At 65.8% G+C, this 17,040-nt stretch carries 12 protein-coding genes; 8 read left to right on the plus strand and 4 right to left on the minus strand.

What is annotated here, in order from left to right; translation table 11 throughout:
- Positions 1 to 33 precede the first annotated feature (33 nt).
- Positions 34 to 2,925 (minus strand): TonB-dependent receptor, encoded by a 2,892-nt coding sequence (locus tag ACZK3J_RS12150; protein WP_478475853.1) that lies wholly within the window; start codon positions 2,923 to 2,925, stop codon positions 34 to 36.
- A gap of 241 nt (positions 2,926 to 3,166) precedes the next feature.
- On the opposite strand from ACZK3J_RS12150, the gene ACZK3J_RS12155 reads away from it, so the two are divergent.
- From ACZK3J_RS12155 to ACZK3J_RS12180, 6 genes are read left to right on the plus strand one after another with little or no spacing between them, the layout of a single operon-like run.
- A complete protein-coding gene (locus ACZK3J_RS12155; protein WP_478475854.1) occupies positions 3,167 to 4,606 on the plus strand; it encodes a polysaccharide lyase 6 family protein in 1,440 nt (479 codons plus the stop codon).
- Complete coding sequence (locus tag ACZK3J_RS12160; RefSeq protein WP_478475855.1) at positions 4,603 to 6,831, plus strand: oligoalginate lyase; 2,229 nt, start codon at positions 4,603 to 4,605, stop codon at positions 6,829 to 6,831. The genes ACZK3J_RS12155 and ACZK3J_RS12160 overlap by 4 nt, the downstream gene beginning before the upstream one ends.
- Positions 6,828 to 8,132, plus strand: coding sequence for an MFS transporter (locus ACZK3J_RS12165; protein ID WP_478475856.1), 1,305 nt, complete (start codon positions 6,828 to 6,830; stop codon positions 8,130 to 8,132). Before ACZK3J_RS12160 ends, ACZK3J_RS12165 begins: the two co-directional genes overlap by 4 nt.
- Positions 8,133 to 8,192: 60 nt before the next feature.
- Positions 8,193 to 8,945, plus strand: a complete 753-nt coding sequence (locus ACZK3J_RS12170) for an SDR family NAD(P)-dependent oxidoreductase (RefSeq protein WP_049461094.1) — start codon at positions 8,193 to 8,195, stop codon at positions 8,943 to 8,945.
- A 14-nt stretch (positions 8,946 to 8,959) separates the two neighbouring features.
- Positions 8,960 to 10,147, plus strand: a complete 1,188-nt coding sequence (locus ACZK3J_RS12175; RefSeq protein WP_478475857.1) for a GDSL-type esterase/lipase family protein — start codon at positions 8,960 to 8,962, stop codon at positions 10,145 to 10,147.
- Positions 10,148 to 10,157: 10 nt separating this feature from the next.
- On the plus strand, positions 10,158 to 11,177 hold the full coding sequence (locus tag ACZK3J_RS12180) for a sugar kinase (RefSeq protein WP_478475858.1): 1,020 nt from the start codon (positions 10,158 to 10,160) through the stop codon (positions 11,175 to 11,177).
- A 12-nt stretch (positions 11,178 to 11,189) separates the two neighbouring features.
- Here ACZK3J_RS12180 and ACZK3J_RS12185 read toward each other — a convergent pair whose 3' ends face one another.
- The 3 genes from ACZK3J_RS12185 to ACZK3J_RS12195 all read right to left on the minus strand — a co-directional run bounded on the left by ACZK3J_RS12185 (position 11,190) and on the right by ACZK3J_RS12195 (position 14,504).
- Positions 11,190 to 11,342, minus strand: coding sequence for a hypothetical protein (locus ACZK3J_RS12185; RefSeq protein WP_157805904.1), 153 nt, complete (start codon positions 11,340 to 11,342; stop codon positions 11,190 to 11,192).
- A 48-nt stretch (positions 11,343 to 11,390) separates the two neighbouring features.
- Positions 11,391 to 12,842 carry a S41 family peptidase gene (locus tag ACZK3J_RS12190; RefSeq protein WP_478475859.1) on the minus strand — a complete coding sequence of 484 codons (1,452 nt, stop codon included), beginning with the start codon at positions 12,840 to 12,842 and terminating at the stop codon, positions 11,391 to 11,393.
- Between the two features lie 87 nt (positions 12,843 to 12,929).
- Positions 12,930 to 14,504 carry a S15 peptidase family protein gene (locus ACZK3J_RS12195; RefSeq protein WP_049461085.1) on the minus strand — a complete coding sequence of 525 codons (1,575 nt, stop codon included), beginning with the start codon at positions 14,502 to 14,504 and terminating at the stop codon, positions 12,930 to 12,932.
- A 152-nt stretch (positions 14,505 to 14,656) separates the two neighbouring features.
- Here ACZK3J_RS12195 and ACZK3J_RS12200 point away from each other — a divergent pair, with 152 nt between their 5' ends.
- Positions 14,657 to 15,961 (plus strand): hypothetical protein, encoded by a 1,305-nt coding sequence (locus ACZK3J_RS12200; protein WP_414574383.1) that lies wholly within the window; start codon positions 14,657 to 14,659, stop codon positions 15,959 to 15,961.
- A 288-nt stretch (positions 15,962 to 16,249) separates the two neighbouring features.
- Positions 16,250 to 16,990 carry a DNA/RNA non-specific endonuclease gene (locus ACZK3J_RS12205; protein ID WP_049461082.1) on the plus strand — a complete coding sequence of 247 codons (741 nt, stop codon included), beginning with the start codon at positions 16,250 to 16,252 and terminating at the stop codon, positions 16,988 to 16,990.
- Positions 16,991 to 17,040 lie beyond the last annotated feature (50 nt).

Consider the following 17,040-nt stretch of genomic DNA (forward strand, 5'->3'; position numbering starts at 1 on the left):
GCGACGGCGCGACCACTGGCCGCGCCGCCCTGTTCAGAACTTGTATCGTACACCGAAATACGCACGCCGCCCGTAGGTCACCACTTCGCGGAAGTTCCCATAAAGCGGCTGGTAGGCCACGCGCGGCTCGTTGGTCAGGTTCATCAGCTCCAGCGACAGCGACAACTGCTTGTTCACCCGGTAGCGCAGGCGCAGGTCCACGCTGGTGTTGTCATCGTAGTAGCGGTTCTGCTGCGCGGTGTTGCCGGTGAAGTCCTGGTAGTAGTGCGAGCGGAACTTGCCGATGGCCTGGATGTTGAAGCGCCCGACGTCCCAGTAGATCGAGCCGGACAGCACGTGCCGCGAGAAACCACTCAGGCCAGCCGGTGGCACGATGGCCGGAATGATCGTGCCATCGCTGGCCAGCTGCTCGCCCAGTCGCGAGTCCTGGGTCTGATAGTCGGCATCGGCGTAGTTGTAGCTCATCTTGAAACCCAGCCCGTCGAACGGCTTGGGCAGGTACGACAGTCGATGGGTGGCGGTCAGCTCGAAGCCGGTCAGCGTGCTGTTCTCGTCGGTGGTTACCTGCTGCCGCACCGGCACGGTCACGCTCTGGCCGTCGATGGTGTAGGTCTCAGGCACCAGCGCAGTGGCGGTGCCGCCGTTGAACTGCTTCCAGTACACCGCGCCGGCCAGCATCGTGTCCGGGTTCGGGTACCACTCCAGGGAAAGGTCGCCGTTCCAGGACATCAGCGGCTGCGCGGCGGGGTTGCCGCTGGCGCTGATGTCATCCAGCGCGTCGGCCAGGTTGCCGTAGGTGGCATCACTGCTCACGTTGATGGTGCGCCCGGCACCCAGCGCGGCAATGTCCGGCCGTGACATCGCGCGATATGCACCGACCCGCAGCAACACGTCCGGGCGCAGCTCGAAGGCCGCGTTGAGGCTGGGCAGCAGCTTGTCGTTGCCCGCCTTGAACACCTGCGTGCTGTACTCGCCGGTGGGTTGCAGGCGGATCGTCCCGTCACCGTTGTCCTCGATGCGCAGCCCGGTACGCACGCCTTCAGAACGAACATCGGTCTTGACCCAGCGCAGGCCGAGGTTGCCGGTCACCGGCAAGCCGAACAGGGTGCTGCTGAACTCACCCATCAGATAGAGCGCGCGTGTCTTCTCGGTGATATCGACATTGTTCGGATCCTGGAAACCCGGATCCAGCCCGCTGTCGAGGCTGCCGCGGAACGACTGGTACAGGCAGTTCGGATCGAAGTACGCCCACGAGGAGATCGTGTTGCCGCTGGCGGCATCCATGAAGTCATCCTGCGGGAAGGGTGCACGGCAGGCCTGGTTGGCGGCGATGATCTTCGCTTTGTCGGCCGCCACGCGCTGGTCGTAGTCGGTTACCAGGGTGTTGTCGCGCAGGCGGTAGTCGGCCTGGCTGGCGCGCACGCCGCCCTTGATGCGGGTGAAGAAACCGGACTCCGGCATGAAGCTGGCATCGAAGCGGCCGGCCTTGATCCTGTGGTCATTCTCGGTGGCGCTGGAGGTCACCCGCGCCGCCCCCGTATAGGCGTCCCAGTTGTTGGGGTCGAAGTTCGGCGCCAGGGCAACACTGGGCACTTCGCCGTGCCAGTCCCAGTCATAGTCCACGTAGCCGGTGGCACCACTGCTGATACCGGGCACGACGGCATTGTTGACGTCGCGCTGGTTGGCGCGCAGGCGCGTCATGCGCTCGCTGTCGAGGCGATTGGTGTGCGAGTAGGAAAGATCGGTAGACAGCTCCCAGGCCGGGGTCGGGCGCAGGATCAGGTTCAGGCCACCCCCGGTGTATTCCTCGCCACGCCAGTAGCGGTTGGAGGTGGAATCAATCGAGGTGCTGCCGTGCAGGTGGCGCACGATACCGTCTTCGTCAACCTCGCGCTGGGTGATGCCGCGTCGTGCGTTGGACAGGCTCAGATCGCTGCGGTTCTCATACCAGTTGCGCTCGGTGTGCTCGAAGTCGACATTCAGCTCGACCACGTCATTGGGCCGCCACTGCAGCGCGGCGAACTCGCTCTGCCGGTCGTTGCGCTCCTGCTTGAGCCGGTAGATGCGGCTGCTCGGCACCAGGTAGTACGGCGCGCCGTTGGCGATGGCCTGCGCGGACACTTCGTTGCAGTTGGCATTGCCCACGTTCTGCGTGCCATCGCAGGCATACCAGGTGGAACCGCTGGTAATGCTCTCTTCCGGATCGGTGCCGTCCAGGCGCTGGAAGCCCAGCGAGATGCCCAGCTTCTGCCCGTTGCCGAACTCGAACTGATCGATGTAGCTGGCGGTGCCGCGATAGCCGATGCCGTCCTTGTCACGGTACTTGCTGTCGTACTCCGCCCAGCTGCCGCGCAGGTCCAGCTGCACTGCACGCTTGCCGTACTCCAGTGGGCGCACTGTTTCCAGGCCGATGGTGCCGGCCACGCCGCCTTCGATGATGTCGGCGCGCTGGGTCTTGTAGATGGCCACCGTATTGATCAGCTCGGCCGGGAACATGTTGAAGTTCACCGAGCGGTCGCCGCTGCCGTTGGTGATCTCGCGGCCATTGAAGTTGGTGCTGCTGAGGAAGGCGCCCAGGCCACGGATCGAGATCTCCGAGGCGCCGGTCTTGTCGCGGGTCGAGGCGGCGCCGGTCAAGGTCTCGATCGCATCGGCCAGCGACGGTGCCGGCAGGTCGCCGATGTCATCGGCCGAGAGCACGTCGGCGATGACCGTGTCGTCGCGCTTCTTGTTGATCGAACTCTGCATTGATTCGCGGATGCCGGTGACCCGCACCTGGTCCAGCGTGGTGGGATCCTGCCCTGACGCGTCCTTGCTGGACTGCGCCTGGGCCGCGGGCATGCCTGCCAGCACGGCAAGCAGCGCCACGATCAGGGGTGTGGGGGACAACGAGATGCTGTGCACTGCTCCGGCGGGTCGCCGCATGGTTTCCTCCTCCCAAAGGATCGCCTGCATGCCAGGCGTGGGACGCAGCTTCGGCACGGCGAGATGAAAATGTCAACCAATTGGTATGTGAACGTTCAAATGCCTTTGATCCATACCAGTTGAACGCAATTTAATGTGCTCATGCAGCATGACTTTGCGCGAAAGCTGGCTTACAACGGACTCGAAAGTGGTATGCAGACCCACCCTGAAACGACGGCACGGCCGCCTCTGGAAGGATTTCATGCGCATTCGTCCGCTTGCTCGACATCCGCTCCGCAATCCATCACTGTTTTGCCTGACCACTGGTCTGACCATGTGCCTGACCACTTCAGCGGCAAGTGCAGCCAGCTGGCTCGTCCACGATGTCGCTGAGTTCACGACCGCCGCCTCGGCGCTGCAGCCCGGCGATGAGATCGTGTTGGCTGACGGCACCTGGACCGACGCGCGGTTGCTGCTGAAAGGCCAGGGCACGGCAGCCGCGCCGATCGTGTTGCGCGCGCAGACCGCCGGCAAGGTCGTCCTCAGCGGACGTTCGGACCTGCGCCTGGCGGGCAGCTACCTGCAGGTGTCCAACCTGGTGTTCCGCAACGGCTATACGCCGGGTGATGCGGTGGTGGCGTTCCGCGAATCCAGCAAGGCGGTGGCCCGCCACAGCCGGGTGACCGGCCTGGTGATCGATGACTACACCAACCCCGATGCCAGCGACCAGGACTACTGGGTATCGCTGTATGGCAGCAACAACCGGTTGGATCACAGCCAGCTGCGCGGCAAGACCAACGCCGGGCCCACGGTAGTGGTGGTGCGCGATGCCACCCAGGGCCTGGACAACCAGCACCGCATCGACCACAACTGGTTCGGACCGCGCCCGGCGCTGGGCGTCAACGGCGGCGAAACCCTCCGCGTCGGCACCAGCGACACTTCGTTGAGCGATTCCAACAGTACGGTGGAGAACAACTGGTTCGAAGGCTGCGACGGCGAGACCGAGATCATCAGCAACAAGTCCGGCGGCAATACCTACCGCGGCAACGTGTTCTACCGTTCGGCCGGCGCGCTCACGCTACGCCATGGCAACGGCAACCGGGTGATCGACAACGTGTTCCTGGGCGACGACAAGACCGGCACCGGCGGCGTGCGCATCATCAATGCCGACCAGACCGTCAGCAACAATTACTTCGAACGACTGGCCGGCTCCAGCAACCGTTCCGCGCTGGCGGTGATGGACGCGCAGGCCGATCCGCCGCTGTCCGGCTATGCGCCGGTGGTGAATGCCACGATCAGCCGCAATACCTTCGTGGACGTGGCGAAGATCAGTTTCGGCGTCGGCCATGATGAGGCCAAGGGCATCGTGGTCGCCGCCAGCAACAGCCGCTTCAGCGCCAACCTGATCGTCAACCGCACCAGCAGGAACCCGCCGAATGCCGCCAGTTCGCTGGCCGGCATCGACTTCAGTGGCAACGTGCAGTCACCGGCAGCCAGCACCGTATTCCCGGGCGGCGTAGAGGGGCGTGGCGTCAGCCTGCAGCAGGCTGCCAGCGGATTGTGGGTGGCCGCGCCTGCGCTGCCCGCCGTGGGCGCCGATCCTGCCCTGGCGATGACCGCGCGCGAGGCGACCGGCGTCAACTGGTATCCCAAGGTGGGCGAAGTTGCCCTGTCACGCACCCGCAATGGAGTTGATCGATGAGGTTGCAGCCGCTGTTCGTCTCCCTGGCCCTGGCCACCCCCTTTGCCCTGCTGCCGGCCGCGCCGCTGTTCGCAGCCCCCGCTGCCGCAGCGAGGCAGGCCGACACCGCGCCGGTGCTGGTGACCGCAGCGCAGTGGCAGCGGATGGCCAGCGAAGGCGGCCGCTACCCGTGGTTCGCCAAGGAACAGGCGCGCACGGAAAAATCGCTGAAGAAGATGATGAAGGCCGGCATCGACGTGCCGGTACCGAAGGACAAGGGCGGCGGCCGCACCCATGAACAGCACAAGCGCAACTACCAGGCCCTGATGGCGGCCGGCACCCTGTACCGGCTGACCGGCGACAAGGTCTATGTCGACTACGCGCGCGACATGCTGCTGCAGTACGCCAGGCTCTACCCCACCCTGGGCCCGCACCCCGAAGGCCGCGGACAGATTCCAGGCCGCGTGTTCTGGCAGGTGCTCAACGATTCGGTGTGGCTGGTCAATGCCATCCAGGGCTACGACGCGATCCGCGACGCGCTGTCCGCCGAGGACCGCGACACCATCGAATCGAAGGTGTTCCGGCCGATGGCTGAGTTCCTCGTCAGCGAGCCGAAGAACTACGACCAGATCCACAACCACGCCACCTGGGCGGTGGCCGCCACTGGCATGACCGGCTACGTGCTGCGCGACCCTGAGCTGGTGGAGAAATCGTTGCGCGGCAGCCAGAAGAACGATCAGTTCGGCTTCCTTCGCCAGATCGACCTGCTGTTCTCGCCCGATGGCTATTACGAGGAAGGCCCGTACTACCAGCGCTACGCACTGGCACCGTTCCTGCTGTTCGCCAACGCCATCGAACGCAACGAGCCGCAGCGCAGGATCTTCGCGCGCCGCGACGGCGTGCTGCTGAAGGCGGTGGATGTGCTGGTGCAGTCCAGCTATGACGGCCTGTTCTTCCCGATCAACGATGCCATCCTGGACAAGGGCATCGATACCGAGGAACTGGTGGCCGGTATCGGCATTGCCTATGCGCGCACCGGTGACGACCGCCTGTTGTCGGTGGCCCAGCAGCAGAAACGCCTGCTGTTGTCCCCCGAGGGACTACAGGTGGCGCAAGCACTGGCCGCCAACCAGGCCAAGCCCTTCGATTACCATCCGATGCTGCTGCGCGATGGCCCGGACGGCGACCGCGGTGGCCTGGCGATCCTGCGCATAAACGGCGAACGCGGCCAGGCGCTGGTGCAGAAGGACACGATGCAGGGCATGGGCCATGGCCACTTCGACAAACTCAACTGGCTGTTCTACGACAACGGCAATCCGGTGGTGACTGACTACGGCGCTGCCCGCTTCCTCAACGTGGAAGCCAAGCGGGGGGGCATCTACCTGGCCGAGAACCGCAGCTGGGCCAAACAGACCGTGGCCCACAACACCCTGGTGGTGGACGAACAGAGCCACTTCAAGGGCGACTGGAAGCGCGGCGAGGAGCATGCCCCGCAGGTGCGCTTCTTCCAGGCCGATGCCGATACCCAGGTTGCCTCGGCGACCATGCGCGATGCCTACCCCGGCGTGGTGTTCACCCGCACCCAGGCGCTGCTGCGCCATCCCGACTTGGGCCTGCCGGTGGTGCTGGACCTGCTGCAGGTGCACGGCGACAAGGCCGCGCGCTACGACCTGCCGCTGCACTTCAAGGGCCACATCGTCACCACCGGCTTCGAGGCAGAACACTTCCCCACCCAGCGCCCGGTGCTGGGCAAGGACAACGGCTACCAGCACCTGTGGCTGGATGCACGCAGCACGCCCGGCAGCGAATCGCGTTCGCTGGCGTGGCTGCTGGATGGGCGCTTCTACACCTACCGCTTCGGCAGCAGTGCGCCGGCACAGGCGCTGCTGGTGGAAAGTGGTGCCAACGATCCCGAGTTCAACCTGCGCCGTGAACCGGCCCTGCTGCAGCGCGTGGAAGGCCAGAAGGACGTGACCTTCTTCAGTGTGCTGGAGCCGCATGGCGAGTACAACGGCACCGCCGAGTACGTGCACGGCGCGGACAGCCGCATCAAGGACATCGTGCGCAGCCGGGGCAGCGATGCAGAGGTGATCGAACTGCGCCTGGCCAGCGGTGCACGCATCGCCCTCGGCGTGGCCGACGACAGCAGCGCCAAGGGCGAGCACAGCGTGACCGTGGACGGCCATGCCTACCGCTGGAGCGGCAGCCATGCACGCATGGACCGCAGCAAGGGTGACGGAAAATGAACGGCCCTGCCGTGGTGGCCAACCTGCGCAAGGTGCCGGTGCGTTCAGCAGTGCGCTGGTTGATCGTGGGCCTGATCGCCGTCGCTACGGTCATCAACTACATCGACCGCAATGCACTGGCGGTGATGTGGCCGGAAATCGCCAGGGAAGTAGGCGCGACCAAGGACGACTATGCCCTGCTGGTAACGGTGTTCATGCTGTTCTACGCCGCCGGCCAGTTCCTGTTCGGTCGCCTGTTCGACATGATCGGCACGCGCCTGGGCTTCGCCCTGTCGATCAGCGTGTGGTCGATCTCGATCGCGCTGCACTCGATCACCCATTCGATGCTCTCCTTCAGCCTGGTAAGGGCGATGCTCGGCATCAGCGAAGCGGGTGCGTGGCCCGGCGCGGTCAAGGCCAATGCCGAGTGGTTCCCTGCGCGCGAACGCGCGTTGGCGCAGGGCGTGTTCAACGCGGGTGCGTCGATCGGCGCGATCGTCTCCGCACCCGCCATCGCCGGCCTCTATCTGTGGCTGGGCTGGCGCGGCACCTTCGTGCTGGTCGGTGCGATCGGCTTCCTGTGGCTGCTGCCGTGGCTGTTTGTCTACCGCGCCGGGCCGGACAAGCATCCGTGGGTGAGCGATGCCGAGCGCCGACTGATCCAGCAAGACCAGGCCGGGCAACAGATAGAGGCGGCGCCCAAAGCCAGCGTGCGCGAGCTGCTGGCCCATCGCCAGAGCTGGGGCATGCTCGCCTGCCGCTTCCTGCTGGATCCTATCTGGTGGCTTTTCGTATCCTGGCTGCCGATCTATCTCGCTGAAACCTTCGGCTTCGACATCAAGCAGATCGGCCTTTTCGCCTGGGTACCCTTCGTCGGCGCGATGCTGGGCAGCCTCAGTGGCGGCTGGCTGTCGGGTCGCATGATCCGCGCCGGACACAGCGTGGACCGCGCCCGCAAGCTGGCCATCACCCTGGGGTGCGTGATCATGGCCCCTGCCCTGCTGGGTGCTGTGCTGGCCAACCAGCCGCTGCTGGCGGTGCTGGCGATCGCTGCGGTGCTGTTCGGCTTCCAGGTAGCCATCGGCAACATCCAGACCCTGCCCGGCGACCTGTTCGACGGCCGTTCGGTGGGCACGCTGGCAGGCCTGGGTGGCCTGGCGGCGGTCGCCGGCACCTTGATCACCACCTGGCTGGTGCCGGTGCTGACCCGCCACTCCTACGCCCCGATCTTCATCCTCGTTGCCGCGCTGGTGCCGCTGTCGCTGGCTGCGCTGTGGTGGTGGACCGGACCTATCCAGAAGCTCGACCGTCGCGGCGGCTGAGCCTGGGTCTCCTTCTTTTCCAAGTACATCCATTCCCCCGCAAACCAAGGAGTTTTCCGCATGTCGTTCCAGGACAAGGTGGCCATTGTCACCGGTGGTGGCCGCGATATCGGCCGCGCCGTTTCGATCAAACTGGCTGCCGCCGGTGCACGCGTCTGCATCAACTACGCCCATGATGAAGCCAGTGCCCAGGAAACGCTGGCACAGATCCAGGCGGCCGGTGGCCAGGCCATCGTGCATCGCGCCGACGTCACCGATGCCGCCGCCGTGGCCGGCCTGGTCGCTGCGGTACAGGCCGCGTTCGGCGAGCGTATCGACCTGCTGGTGAACGTGGCCGGTGGCATGGTGCAGCGTCGGCCGCTGGCCGACATCGACCCGGCGTTTTTCCACGCCGTGATGGACCTGAATCTGACCTCGACCTACCTGACCACGCACGCGGTGGTGCCACACATGCGCGACGGCGCGGCCATCGTCAACTTCGCCTCGCAGGCAGGTCGTGATGGTGGCGGCCCTGGCGCGTCGATCTATGCCACCGCCAAGGCGGCAGTAATGACCTTCACCCGTGCCATGGCCAAGGAGCTGGGGCCGAAGGGCATCCGCGTGAATGCACTGTGCTGCGGCATGATCGCCACCCGTTTCCATGACGAGTTCACCAAGCCGGAAGTGCGCACGGCGGTTGCCGGCGCTACCCCGCTGCGCCGCCAAGGGGCACCGGACGAAGCTGCCGACGCTGCTGTATTCCTGGCCTCGGATGCGGCGGCGTTCATCACCGGTGCGAATCTGGACGTCAACGGCGGCACCTACTTCTCCTGACTGGAATCCTGACCATGCAGCGCTGGACGCTCCTGCTTTCATTGACGATCTGTTCCGCCGCGGCCGCCCCTGGCGCGTTGGCCGCACCGGTCTGGGTCACCGCGTGGACCGCCTCGCCGGCACCTGACCGCAAGGATGGCACCGCCGAGGCCCCCGTACAGTTCGCCGCGCAGACCGTGCGCCAGGACATGCGCATCGGCAGCCGTGGCGACGCGTTGCGGCTGCGCATCAGCAACGAACTCGGCACGGCGCCGTTACGGGTCGAGGACCTGCGCGCAGGAGTGAAAAACGGCGATTCCGCCCCTCTGCCGGTAACGGTGGATGGCCGCGCGGTCATCGAGGTGCCGGTGGGTGCCGCGCTGCTGAGCGACCCGGTACCGATGCCGGTGGCAGCGCTGCAGGAGATCAGCGTAACGGCCTACTTCCCGCAGCCTACCCATCCCGCCGTGCGCCGCACCGAAGTGCGGGTAGCGGACGGCAGGCAGACATCGGTTGCCGACAGCATGCGGCTGAGCTACCAGCAGAACGTGTTCTCGGCCGTGATGGTGCAGCGCGCTGATCGTCCCCAGGTGATCGTGGCACTCGGCGATTCCATCACGGAAGGTGCCACCGCCCGTCGCGGAACCTTCAACCAGTGGCCGGAGCGATTGGCGCAGCGCCTGCAGCAAGCCTGCCCGAACCGGTTCGTGGTACTCAATCAGGGCATCAGCGGCAACAAGCTGCTTGACCATGGCCGCAGCCACAGCGCCCTGTCACGATTGGATCGCGATGTGATCGCGGTGGCCGATGCCGATCAGGTCATCCTGTTCGAGGGCATCAATGACATCCGCCACGGTGGTGGCACGCAGCCGCTGCCTGGACGCAGTGCGGCGGACATGCTGCTGGGCTATCAGCAGGTTGCAGCGCGACTGCATGCGCACGGCATCCGCGCCTGGCTGGGTACGTTGACCCCATTCGGTGGTTCCGAGCGCTACGAGCCCGTGTCCGCAGCGACCCGCACCTCGATCAACCAGTGGGCACGCGGTGGGAAGACCGGGTTCGATGGCATCATCGATTTCGATGCCGCGCTGCGTGACCCGAAGGCCGTGGAATCGTTGCCCAACGACATCACCCGCGACCACCTGCACCCCAATGACGAAGGCTACCGGCGCATGGCCGATGCCATCGATCTGCGCATGCTGGGCTGTACCCCCACCGAATGAGAGAGAACCGATGAGCCGCGTCGTTTGTTTCGGTGAACTGCTGCTGCGCCTGGGCGCACCCGGTCGTGAACTGCTGCTGCAGACACCGCAGCTGCAGGTCCACGTGGGGGGCGCCGAGGCCAATGTGGCGGTCTCACTGGCCTGTTTCGGCCACGATGTGCAGATGGTCAGTACGGTGCCCGGCAACGCGCTGGGCCGGCATGCCGTGGCCGAGCTGCGGCGGCATGGTGTGGGCGTGGCAGGTGTGCGTGAAGTCGACCGAGACCGCATGGGCCTGTATTTCCTGGCCACCGGCGCGCTGCAGCGCGCCAGTGAAGTGGTGTATGACCGGGCAGGTTCGGCATTCGCCAACACTGCACTTGCCGACCATGACTGGCCAACGCTGTTTCGTGATGCGCAGTGGCTGCACCTTTCCGGCGTCAGTCCGGCGCTGGGCGCCAATGTGGCCGAATCCGTCTTGAGCGCTGCACGGGCCGCACGCAGGTCAGGCGTGCGTGTGTCCTTCGACGGCAACTACCGACCTTCGCTCTGGCAGCGTTGGGGCGGCAACGCCGCCGCCATCCTGCGGGAGCTCTTCGCAGAGGCGGATATCGTCTTTGCCGACCATCGCGATATCGAACTGGTGCTGGGACTGCGCTTCGCCGAGGACAGCCCCATCGCGCGGACCGAGGCGGCTGCAGCGGCCGCGTTCGCGGCCCTCCCGCACCTGCAGTGGCTGGCCTGCACCCAGCGCGACGTGGTGAGTGCAGATCATCACATCCTGGGCGCGCTGCTGTTGGGACGCGACGGTACCCGTGCGCAGGCTCCCTCGCGGCCATTGCCCGGTATCGTTGATCGCATCGGCGGCGGCGATGCGTTCGCGGCAGGCATCCTGCACGGGCTGGCGTCCGGATTCGATGCAGAGAGCACCGTGCGCTTCGGTCTGGCGGCAGGTGCGCTGAAGCACTCCATTCCCGGAGACTTCAGTCCCGTGCGCGAGGCCGAGGTCTGGGCGCTGCTGGAGAGCGAGCAGTTTGACGTCCGGCGCTGATCTCGCTCCGCCCTACAGGCCGCTCAGCCTGGCCAGCGGTACACGTACGCCGACCATGTACATCAGCAGCGCCACGCCGAGCAATGCACCGGGTGTCAGCATCCAACGACGGAAGGCTCCTGCCCGCGATGGCGGCCTGGCAGCGCTGGGTGGCGGGATGTTCATGCGATCCTCTCCTGCGGAATTCAGCCCTGCACGAGGTCCTGCGCGCACCTACAGCGTCAGCAGCCACGCTTCCAGCGCCCGGGTGTCGCGCATGTCGCCCGTATAGCGATGATCGGGCACGTGCGGTTCATTCGAACCACGTACCCGCCCACGGAACACCTTCATCGGCACCGAGATCCTGGCCAGCCCGCTGGGCAACCGCTCCGGCCGCACGTCCATGTACAGACTGTCGGCGGAGGTCTCGACGCCCACCTGCACCGCGCCCAGCCGCTTCCAGAGGTCCAATGCATCCAGGCAGGCCGAGCCACAGGAAGCATCGGCCACAACCAGGACCCTGCCCTTGCGCACAGGTCCGGCCTGGCTTGCGGCGAATGCTGGATCTGCGCTGGCCTCGGATGGCTCGCGCCACAAAGCCTCACCCCGGCCGCGAGCCTGCGCCATGCCTGCCGTCACCGATTCCAGCATGCGACGCAGCTCAGGCGACGCGTCGGGCGCCTGTTCCAGCTTCTGCAGGAAGCCGCGAAGCTGGGCGATGTTGCCCTCCGAGGTCCGCCACTCTACCCAGCTGCGGTCGGGCAGCGCGTCGACAGCGGCCCGGCCCCAGATCAATCGCGCCAGTTCGATGCTCCATTGCGAAGCACCGCCAGTGTTGCCACGCACGTCCAGCACCACCGTCGGTGCCTGCTGCAGCCCTTCGGCTTGCGGAGCAAGCTGTTCAAGCAGCGCGGTCAGTTCCTTGAAGTTCTGCTCCGCAGGGTCGGCATTGAAGCTGCTGGTGGTGATCCAGTAACTGCCATCGGGCATCGCGTGCCAGCCGTTGGGGGGACGGAAGCTGCGCCGGGTATCAGCCAAGCGCTCCTTGCGCTGTGCTGCCTGCAGCGGCTGCCACCGCAGTGCATAGGATGTCTCGCGTCCGCCCACCTGGAAAACGCAGGTACGCAATGCAGGCACGTAAGGATTGCCCTGTTCGAGCAGCACTTCACCGCCACCCTGGATGCGGCTGGCCTGCAGGTTCCAGCGCCCGTTGAAGTCACCCACCCGGCGTACAGCCAGCGTCTGCGCATCGATGCCATCGCAGGCCAGCATTCGAGCCCCCAGCGGCGGATGGCCCGGACCACCATCCACGGTCATGACCACCTGTGCGTCGCCATCGAAGCCGGTCAGGAAGCCGGGCCACTGCGTTGGAAGATCGGGAGCATCGGCAAGCGCATTGAGGCTGACATGGCCATCATTGAAGGAGGCCGCATAGCCCTTCATCGCCCACCAGTAGCCCGGGTAGCTGGCGACCCGTTCCGCGCGCGAGCGTGCAAGCGCCAGGGCATCGTCCAGCTGTGCGCCGAAACCAGGATTGCGCAGGTCCACGGCGCCCGGATGGCTGCCGCGCATGGCGGCGTCGGCAGCGTCCAGATCCTTCAACAGCGTATCCGACCAGTCGATCGGCGCGCCTTGCGCGGTAGGTGCCGCAAGCGCTGCACCGAGCAACAGCCATGCAATGACCATGGATTCTTCCCTTCCCCGGAACAAACGCCAGTCTCGCAGTTCTACTGCCTGACGTACCGCGCCCGCCGCAACGGGCGCGGCCTTCCATCAATGCAACGGCACCTTCAACACTGATGGCGCATTGGCCGGCGAACTGAAAGTCACCGTGCCACCCAGCTGGCTGATGCCCGCGTACCGCAGGTCCACGGTGTCCACCACCAGGGTCAGGCGGCTGCCGGCCGGAAGGTTCCAGCTGCTGGCTTCCAACCGCAGGTCGATGGTCTTCGCCTGCCCCGGCGTGGCACCACGCAGCGTATAGGGCTTGTGGCTGATCAGCTGGCCGTTGCCCAGCACATCCTCGGCGTACAGGTAGGCGTACAGCGTGGTGTTGGCGCGGCTGGGCGTGACGGTCAAGCGTACCTCCGGCGTTCCATCCAGGCGCTGCGCACTCCACTGGATCGGCCCCTGCCAGACACCTGCGGCGTTGCGGCCCACGAAGGGCACATAGGCACCGGGCGGCAGGTTGATCATCTGCAATGCACCGGAGGCCATCGCCACGCCGGAATTGGCGGCGGTCAGCAGCCCGCTGCCGATCCGGTAACTCCAGCCGGTGCTGCTGCCGCTCGCGACGAGGCCGCCCGTGGGCAGCAGAAGCCCTTTGGGTGCGCTCAGCGCATAGCTGACAGCGCCGGCATTGGTCGCCTGCCAGTTCGGATAGGTACTCCAGCTGCCCTTCTGCGATTTCAGCTGTACTGCAGGCTGGCGGTCGATGCCATTGGCTTCACCCTTGAGGTAATGGTCGAACCAGTCGCCCACCGAATCGTAGACCTCGTTGGGAACACCCAGAGCGCCAAAGGCTTCGTTGAGCGCATGATCGCCGTGGCGCAACTGCAACTGCTTGGGGCCTTTCAACCGGGTGAAGAAATCGACCAGCTGGCCCGGCGGGAACAGGCTGTCGTTGAAGGCGTTGGCGAGGAACACCGCTGGCTGGTTGGCGTTGATCTCATCGATGCTGGCCCCGGGGCTGCGCTGCGCCGCCACCGGCAACAGCGAATCCACCGCGCCCTGGTAGTTGCCGACCAGTACATTGCGATTGATGGTCGTCAGTTCCGGTCCCGGGCGGCCGGTGGCCAGGCCGGCTGCCACCAGCAAGGCGATGCCCTGCGCGCTGGGGGTGTCGTTGCTGTACAGCGAGGCCTGCAGATCGGCCCAGCCACTCAGCGCCGCCACGGCCTTGATGCGTGGATCGCGCGCCGCCGCCAGCAGGCTGGTGCCTGCGCCGTAGGAGATGCCCGAAACGCCGATCCGGGCGGGATCGGCCCGGGTGTTGTCCAGCGCCCAATCAATCAGGGCGCTGACATCTTCGACGGTGGCTGGCCCTGCGATGTCGATGCTGCCGCCAGACTCCCAGAAACCCCGCGAACTGTAGCTGATCACCACATAGCCGCGCCGCGCCAGCGACTGCGCCACCCCCACATACTCCACGCTGGGTACCGCCCAACTGCTGGGCATCACCAGCAGTGGATAGCGCCCGCTGCCCGCGTCCTGCGGTTCGATGACGAAGGCCCCGAGAGGCGTTCCATCCCAGCTGGGAATGGTCCGGTGGGTGGTCTTGACCGTAGCGGCCCAGGCGGTGGGCGCCAGTCCGGTCAGCAGGATCAACAGCAGCAATACCTTGCGCATCGTCGTCTGTCCCCGTCGGTGGTGGTGCAACGGGTTGGACCGTACCAGTGCGAATGGTGGGTGGCACCTTGCGACGCAACATGACGTTTGCTGCATTGCCGGCCTATGGGATCGATGCTATGAGAGCTGGGCCCCAAGGATGAATGGACGTCATGAGGTCACGCTTCCTGCTCTTCGCTGTACTGGCGCTATGTGCGCAACGAACCGTGATGGCCAACGAGCAGGCGTTCTCCGATGCGGCGGCCCGCGAGGTCTTCCGGCGCGCCGAACAGCTCTGCAACGGAGACCGGGGTCGATTGTGGGGTCAATCCCTGTGCGGGCCGATGATGCTGGTGGATCCAAAGAGCCGGCAGGTCATCGCCTCGCAGTCAGACGCACAAGGTGCGCTGAAGGAGCGCGGCAATGTGTTCGCAGGCCAGCTTCCGTCTGATGCGATCGTCGCCAACACCGCCGTGGACTGGTCCGGCACACGCTGGACGCAGCTGCTCTGGCCATTGCCGCAGGACGCGTCCCGACGCAGCACGCTGCTGGCTCACGAAATGTTCCATCGCCTGCAGCCGGCGCTGCCCATCATCGCACCGGCGGCAGGTGGAAACGAACACCTCGATACGCTTGAAGGACGCTACTGGCTGCAGCTGGAATGGCGCGCGCTTGCGGACGCACTCGAATCCACCGATGCAGTAGCGCAGCACACTGCGATGACGGACGCGCTCGCATTCCGCGCCGAGCGCTACCGCCGGTTCCCTGCGGCTGCGCAGGAAGAAGCGGCGCTGGAATTGAACGAGGGCCTGGCCGAGTACACCGGCGTGTTCGTCGGCAATCCGACGCCGTCGACACGTATCCAGGCGGCACTGCATGACCTTCGCGCACACGTGGGTGATCGCAGCTTCGTCCGCTCTTTCGCCTATGCCACCGGCCCGGCCTATGGCCTGCTGCTGGACCAGGCGGCACCTGGCTGGCGCGGCGACCTCGCCCACCAGGCTCGCGATCTCGGCACGCGTCTGGCCGAAGTGACGCAGGCCCCATTGCAGCTGGACGCGACCGCGCTGGGAGCGGCTGCCGCGCGCTATGACGGGCCGGAGCTGCACGAAGCCGAAACGCTGCGCGAGCAGCAGCGCCTTGCGCAGCTGGAACACAACCGTGCGCGCTTCGTGACAGGCCCGGTCGTGCGCCTGGATCTGCGCAACATGCGCATCCAGTTCGATCCCAACACCATGCAGCCGTTGCCAGGCCAAGGCATGGTGTATCCAGCAATGCGGCTGTCCGACATCTGGGGCAGCCTGGATGTCACCGACGGTGCGTTGCTGCAGAGCGACTGGAAGGTCGTATTCGTGCAGGCCCCGGCAAGTGCTGAACCGCCACTGGAGGGGCCGGGGTGGTCGCTGAGCCTGAAGCCGGGATGGTCGCTGGTGCCGGGAACACGCAAGGGCGACTACATGTTGAAGACGAACCCCTGACCACCGCTGCAGGCAGCGCGGCGTCCTAGCACGCCTGCGTTTCATCCACGCGCCACATGATCTGACACATCTCCAGTGCTTGCGCGCTGTCACAGCTTCGTCGTTTCGCCATTGACCGAAAGACGACAGCTTGTGACGCTTACGACACCGCACGGCCTCCGCGGCCCTGTCATCGCGGTCACGTCCCACGCATTCCGCACTACCCGACTACGCAGTGTCCTCACATGACCTCGCTCCGGCCCGGTCGTAGCGGACGGCTGCGCCCTGAACTTCTGCTGGAGAATCGCAATGCGCCTTGCAGGTTTCTTCTTCGCGTTCGTCCTCAGTACCTTCGCCGGTGCCGCCCAGGCCCAGGTCGTCACCCTCAACAAGGGCGGCTTCGTGCTCACCTACGACTGCAGCATCCACAGCGCCACCCGCTACGAATACACGCTCACCGCCGACACCGGCTCCGCCGCGCGCCCGTCCAGCTTCTACAAAGACCCGGACCTGCCGGCCGGCTGCCTCGGCCAGAACAGCACCGCGTCGTATGCCAGCATCCGCAGCGGCTATGACCGCGGCCATCTGGTGACCTCCAACCACATGGACTACAACGCGACCTACATCCGTCGCGCCAACTACATGACCAACATCGTTCCGCAGGTTTCCAGCTTCAATCAGGGCGTCTGGGTGAAGGCCGAGAACGTGGCCGAGTGCTACCGCGACATCGCGCCGGTGGATGTCTATGGTGGCGTGGTCTACGGCGACGCCTCCAACGACTACTTCCTTTCCAGCCACGGCATCCCGACGCCGGAGTTCTTCTGGAAGACCATCATCACCCGTGACCCGAACACCGGCACCGCCAAGGCGATCAGCTGGATCATTCCCAACGAAGCCAATCTGGGCAGCCTCGACAGCTATCTGGTGACCATCGCCGACCTGGAGGAGCTGCTGGGCGCCAGCTATGTGGCGATCAACGCGCCCGCTTCGTTGAAGAACATGCTGCCGGCCACCACCTGGCCGCAGCCGGCGGGCTGTGATCTGGGCTGATCCGCCAGGACGCCCGTGCGGTCGCGATTCCGGCCGCACAGGCGCACTTC

This window comes from Stenotrophomonas sp. 86428_Sma, assembly GCF_056481585.1.

Coding starts and splice junctions, on each gene's coding strand:
- ACZK3J_RS12195 (WP_049461085.1), bottom strand. CDS start 14,504: ATGCGCAAGGTATTGCTGCTGTTGATCCTGCTGACCGGACTGGCGCCC.
- ACZK3J_RS12205 (WP_049461082.1), top strand. CDS start 16,250: ATGCGCCTTGCAGGTTTCTTCTTCGCGTTCGTCCTCAGTACCTTCGCC.
- ACZK3J_RS12155 (WP_478475854.1), top strand. CDS start 3,167: ATGCGCATTCGTCCGCTTGCTCGACATCCGCTCCGCAATCCATCACTG.
- ACZK3J_RS12165 (WP_478475856.1), top strand. CDS start 6,828: ATGAACGGCCCTGCCGTGGTGGCCAACCTGCGCAAGGTGCCGGTGCGT.
- ACZK3J_RS12175 (WP_478475857.1), top strand. CDS start 8,960: ATGCAGCGCTGGACGCTCCTGCTTTCATTGACGATCTGTTCCGCCGCG.
- ACZK3J_RS12190 (WP_478475859.1), bottom strand. CDS start 12,842: ATGGTCATTGCATGGCTGTTGCTCGGTGCAGCGCTTGCGGCACCTACC.
- ACZK3J_RS12170 (WP_049461094.1), top strand. CDS start 8,193: ATGTCGTTCCAGGACAAGGTGGCCATTGTCACCGGTGGTGGCCGCGAT.
- ACZK3J_RS12185 (WP_157805904.1), bottom strand. CDS start 11,342: ATGAACATCCCGCCACCCAGCGCTGCCAGGCCGCCATCGCGGGCAGGA.
- ACZK3J_RS12160 (WP_478475855.1), top strand. CDS start 4,603: ATGAGGTTGCAGCCGCTGTTCGTCTCCCTGGCCCTGGCCACCCCCTTT.
- ACZK3J_RS12150 (WP_478475853.1), bottom strand. CDS start 2,925: ATGCGGCGACCCGCCGGAGCAGTGCACAGCATCTCGTTGTCCCCCACA.
- ACZK3J_RS12200 (WP_414574383.1), top strand. CDS start 14,657: ATGAGGTCACGCTTCCTGCTCTTCGCTGTACTGGCGCTATGTGCGCAA.
- ACZK3J_RS12180 (WP_478475858.1), top strand. CDS start 10,158: ATGAGCCGCGTCGTTTGTTTCGGTGAACTGCTGCTGCGCCTGGGCGCA.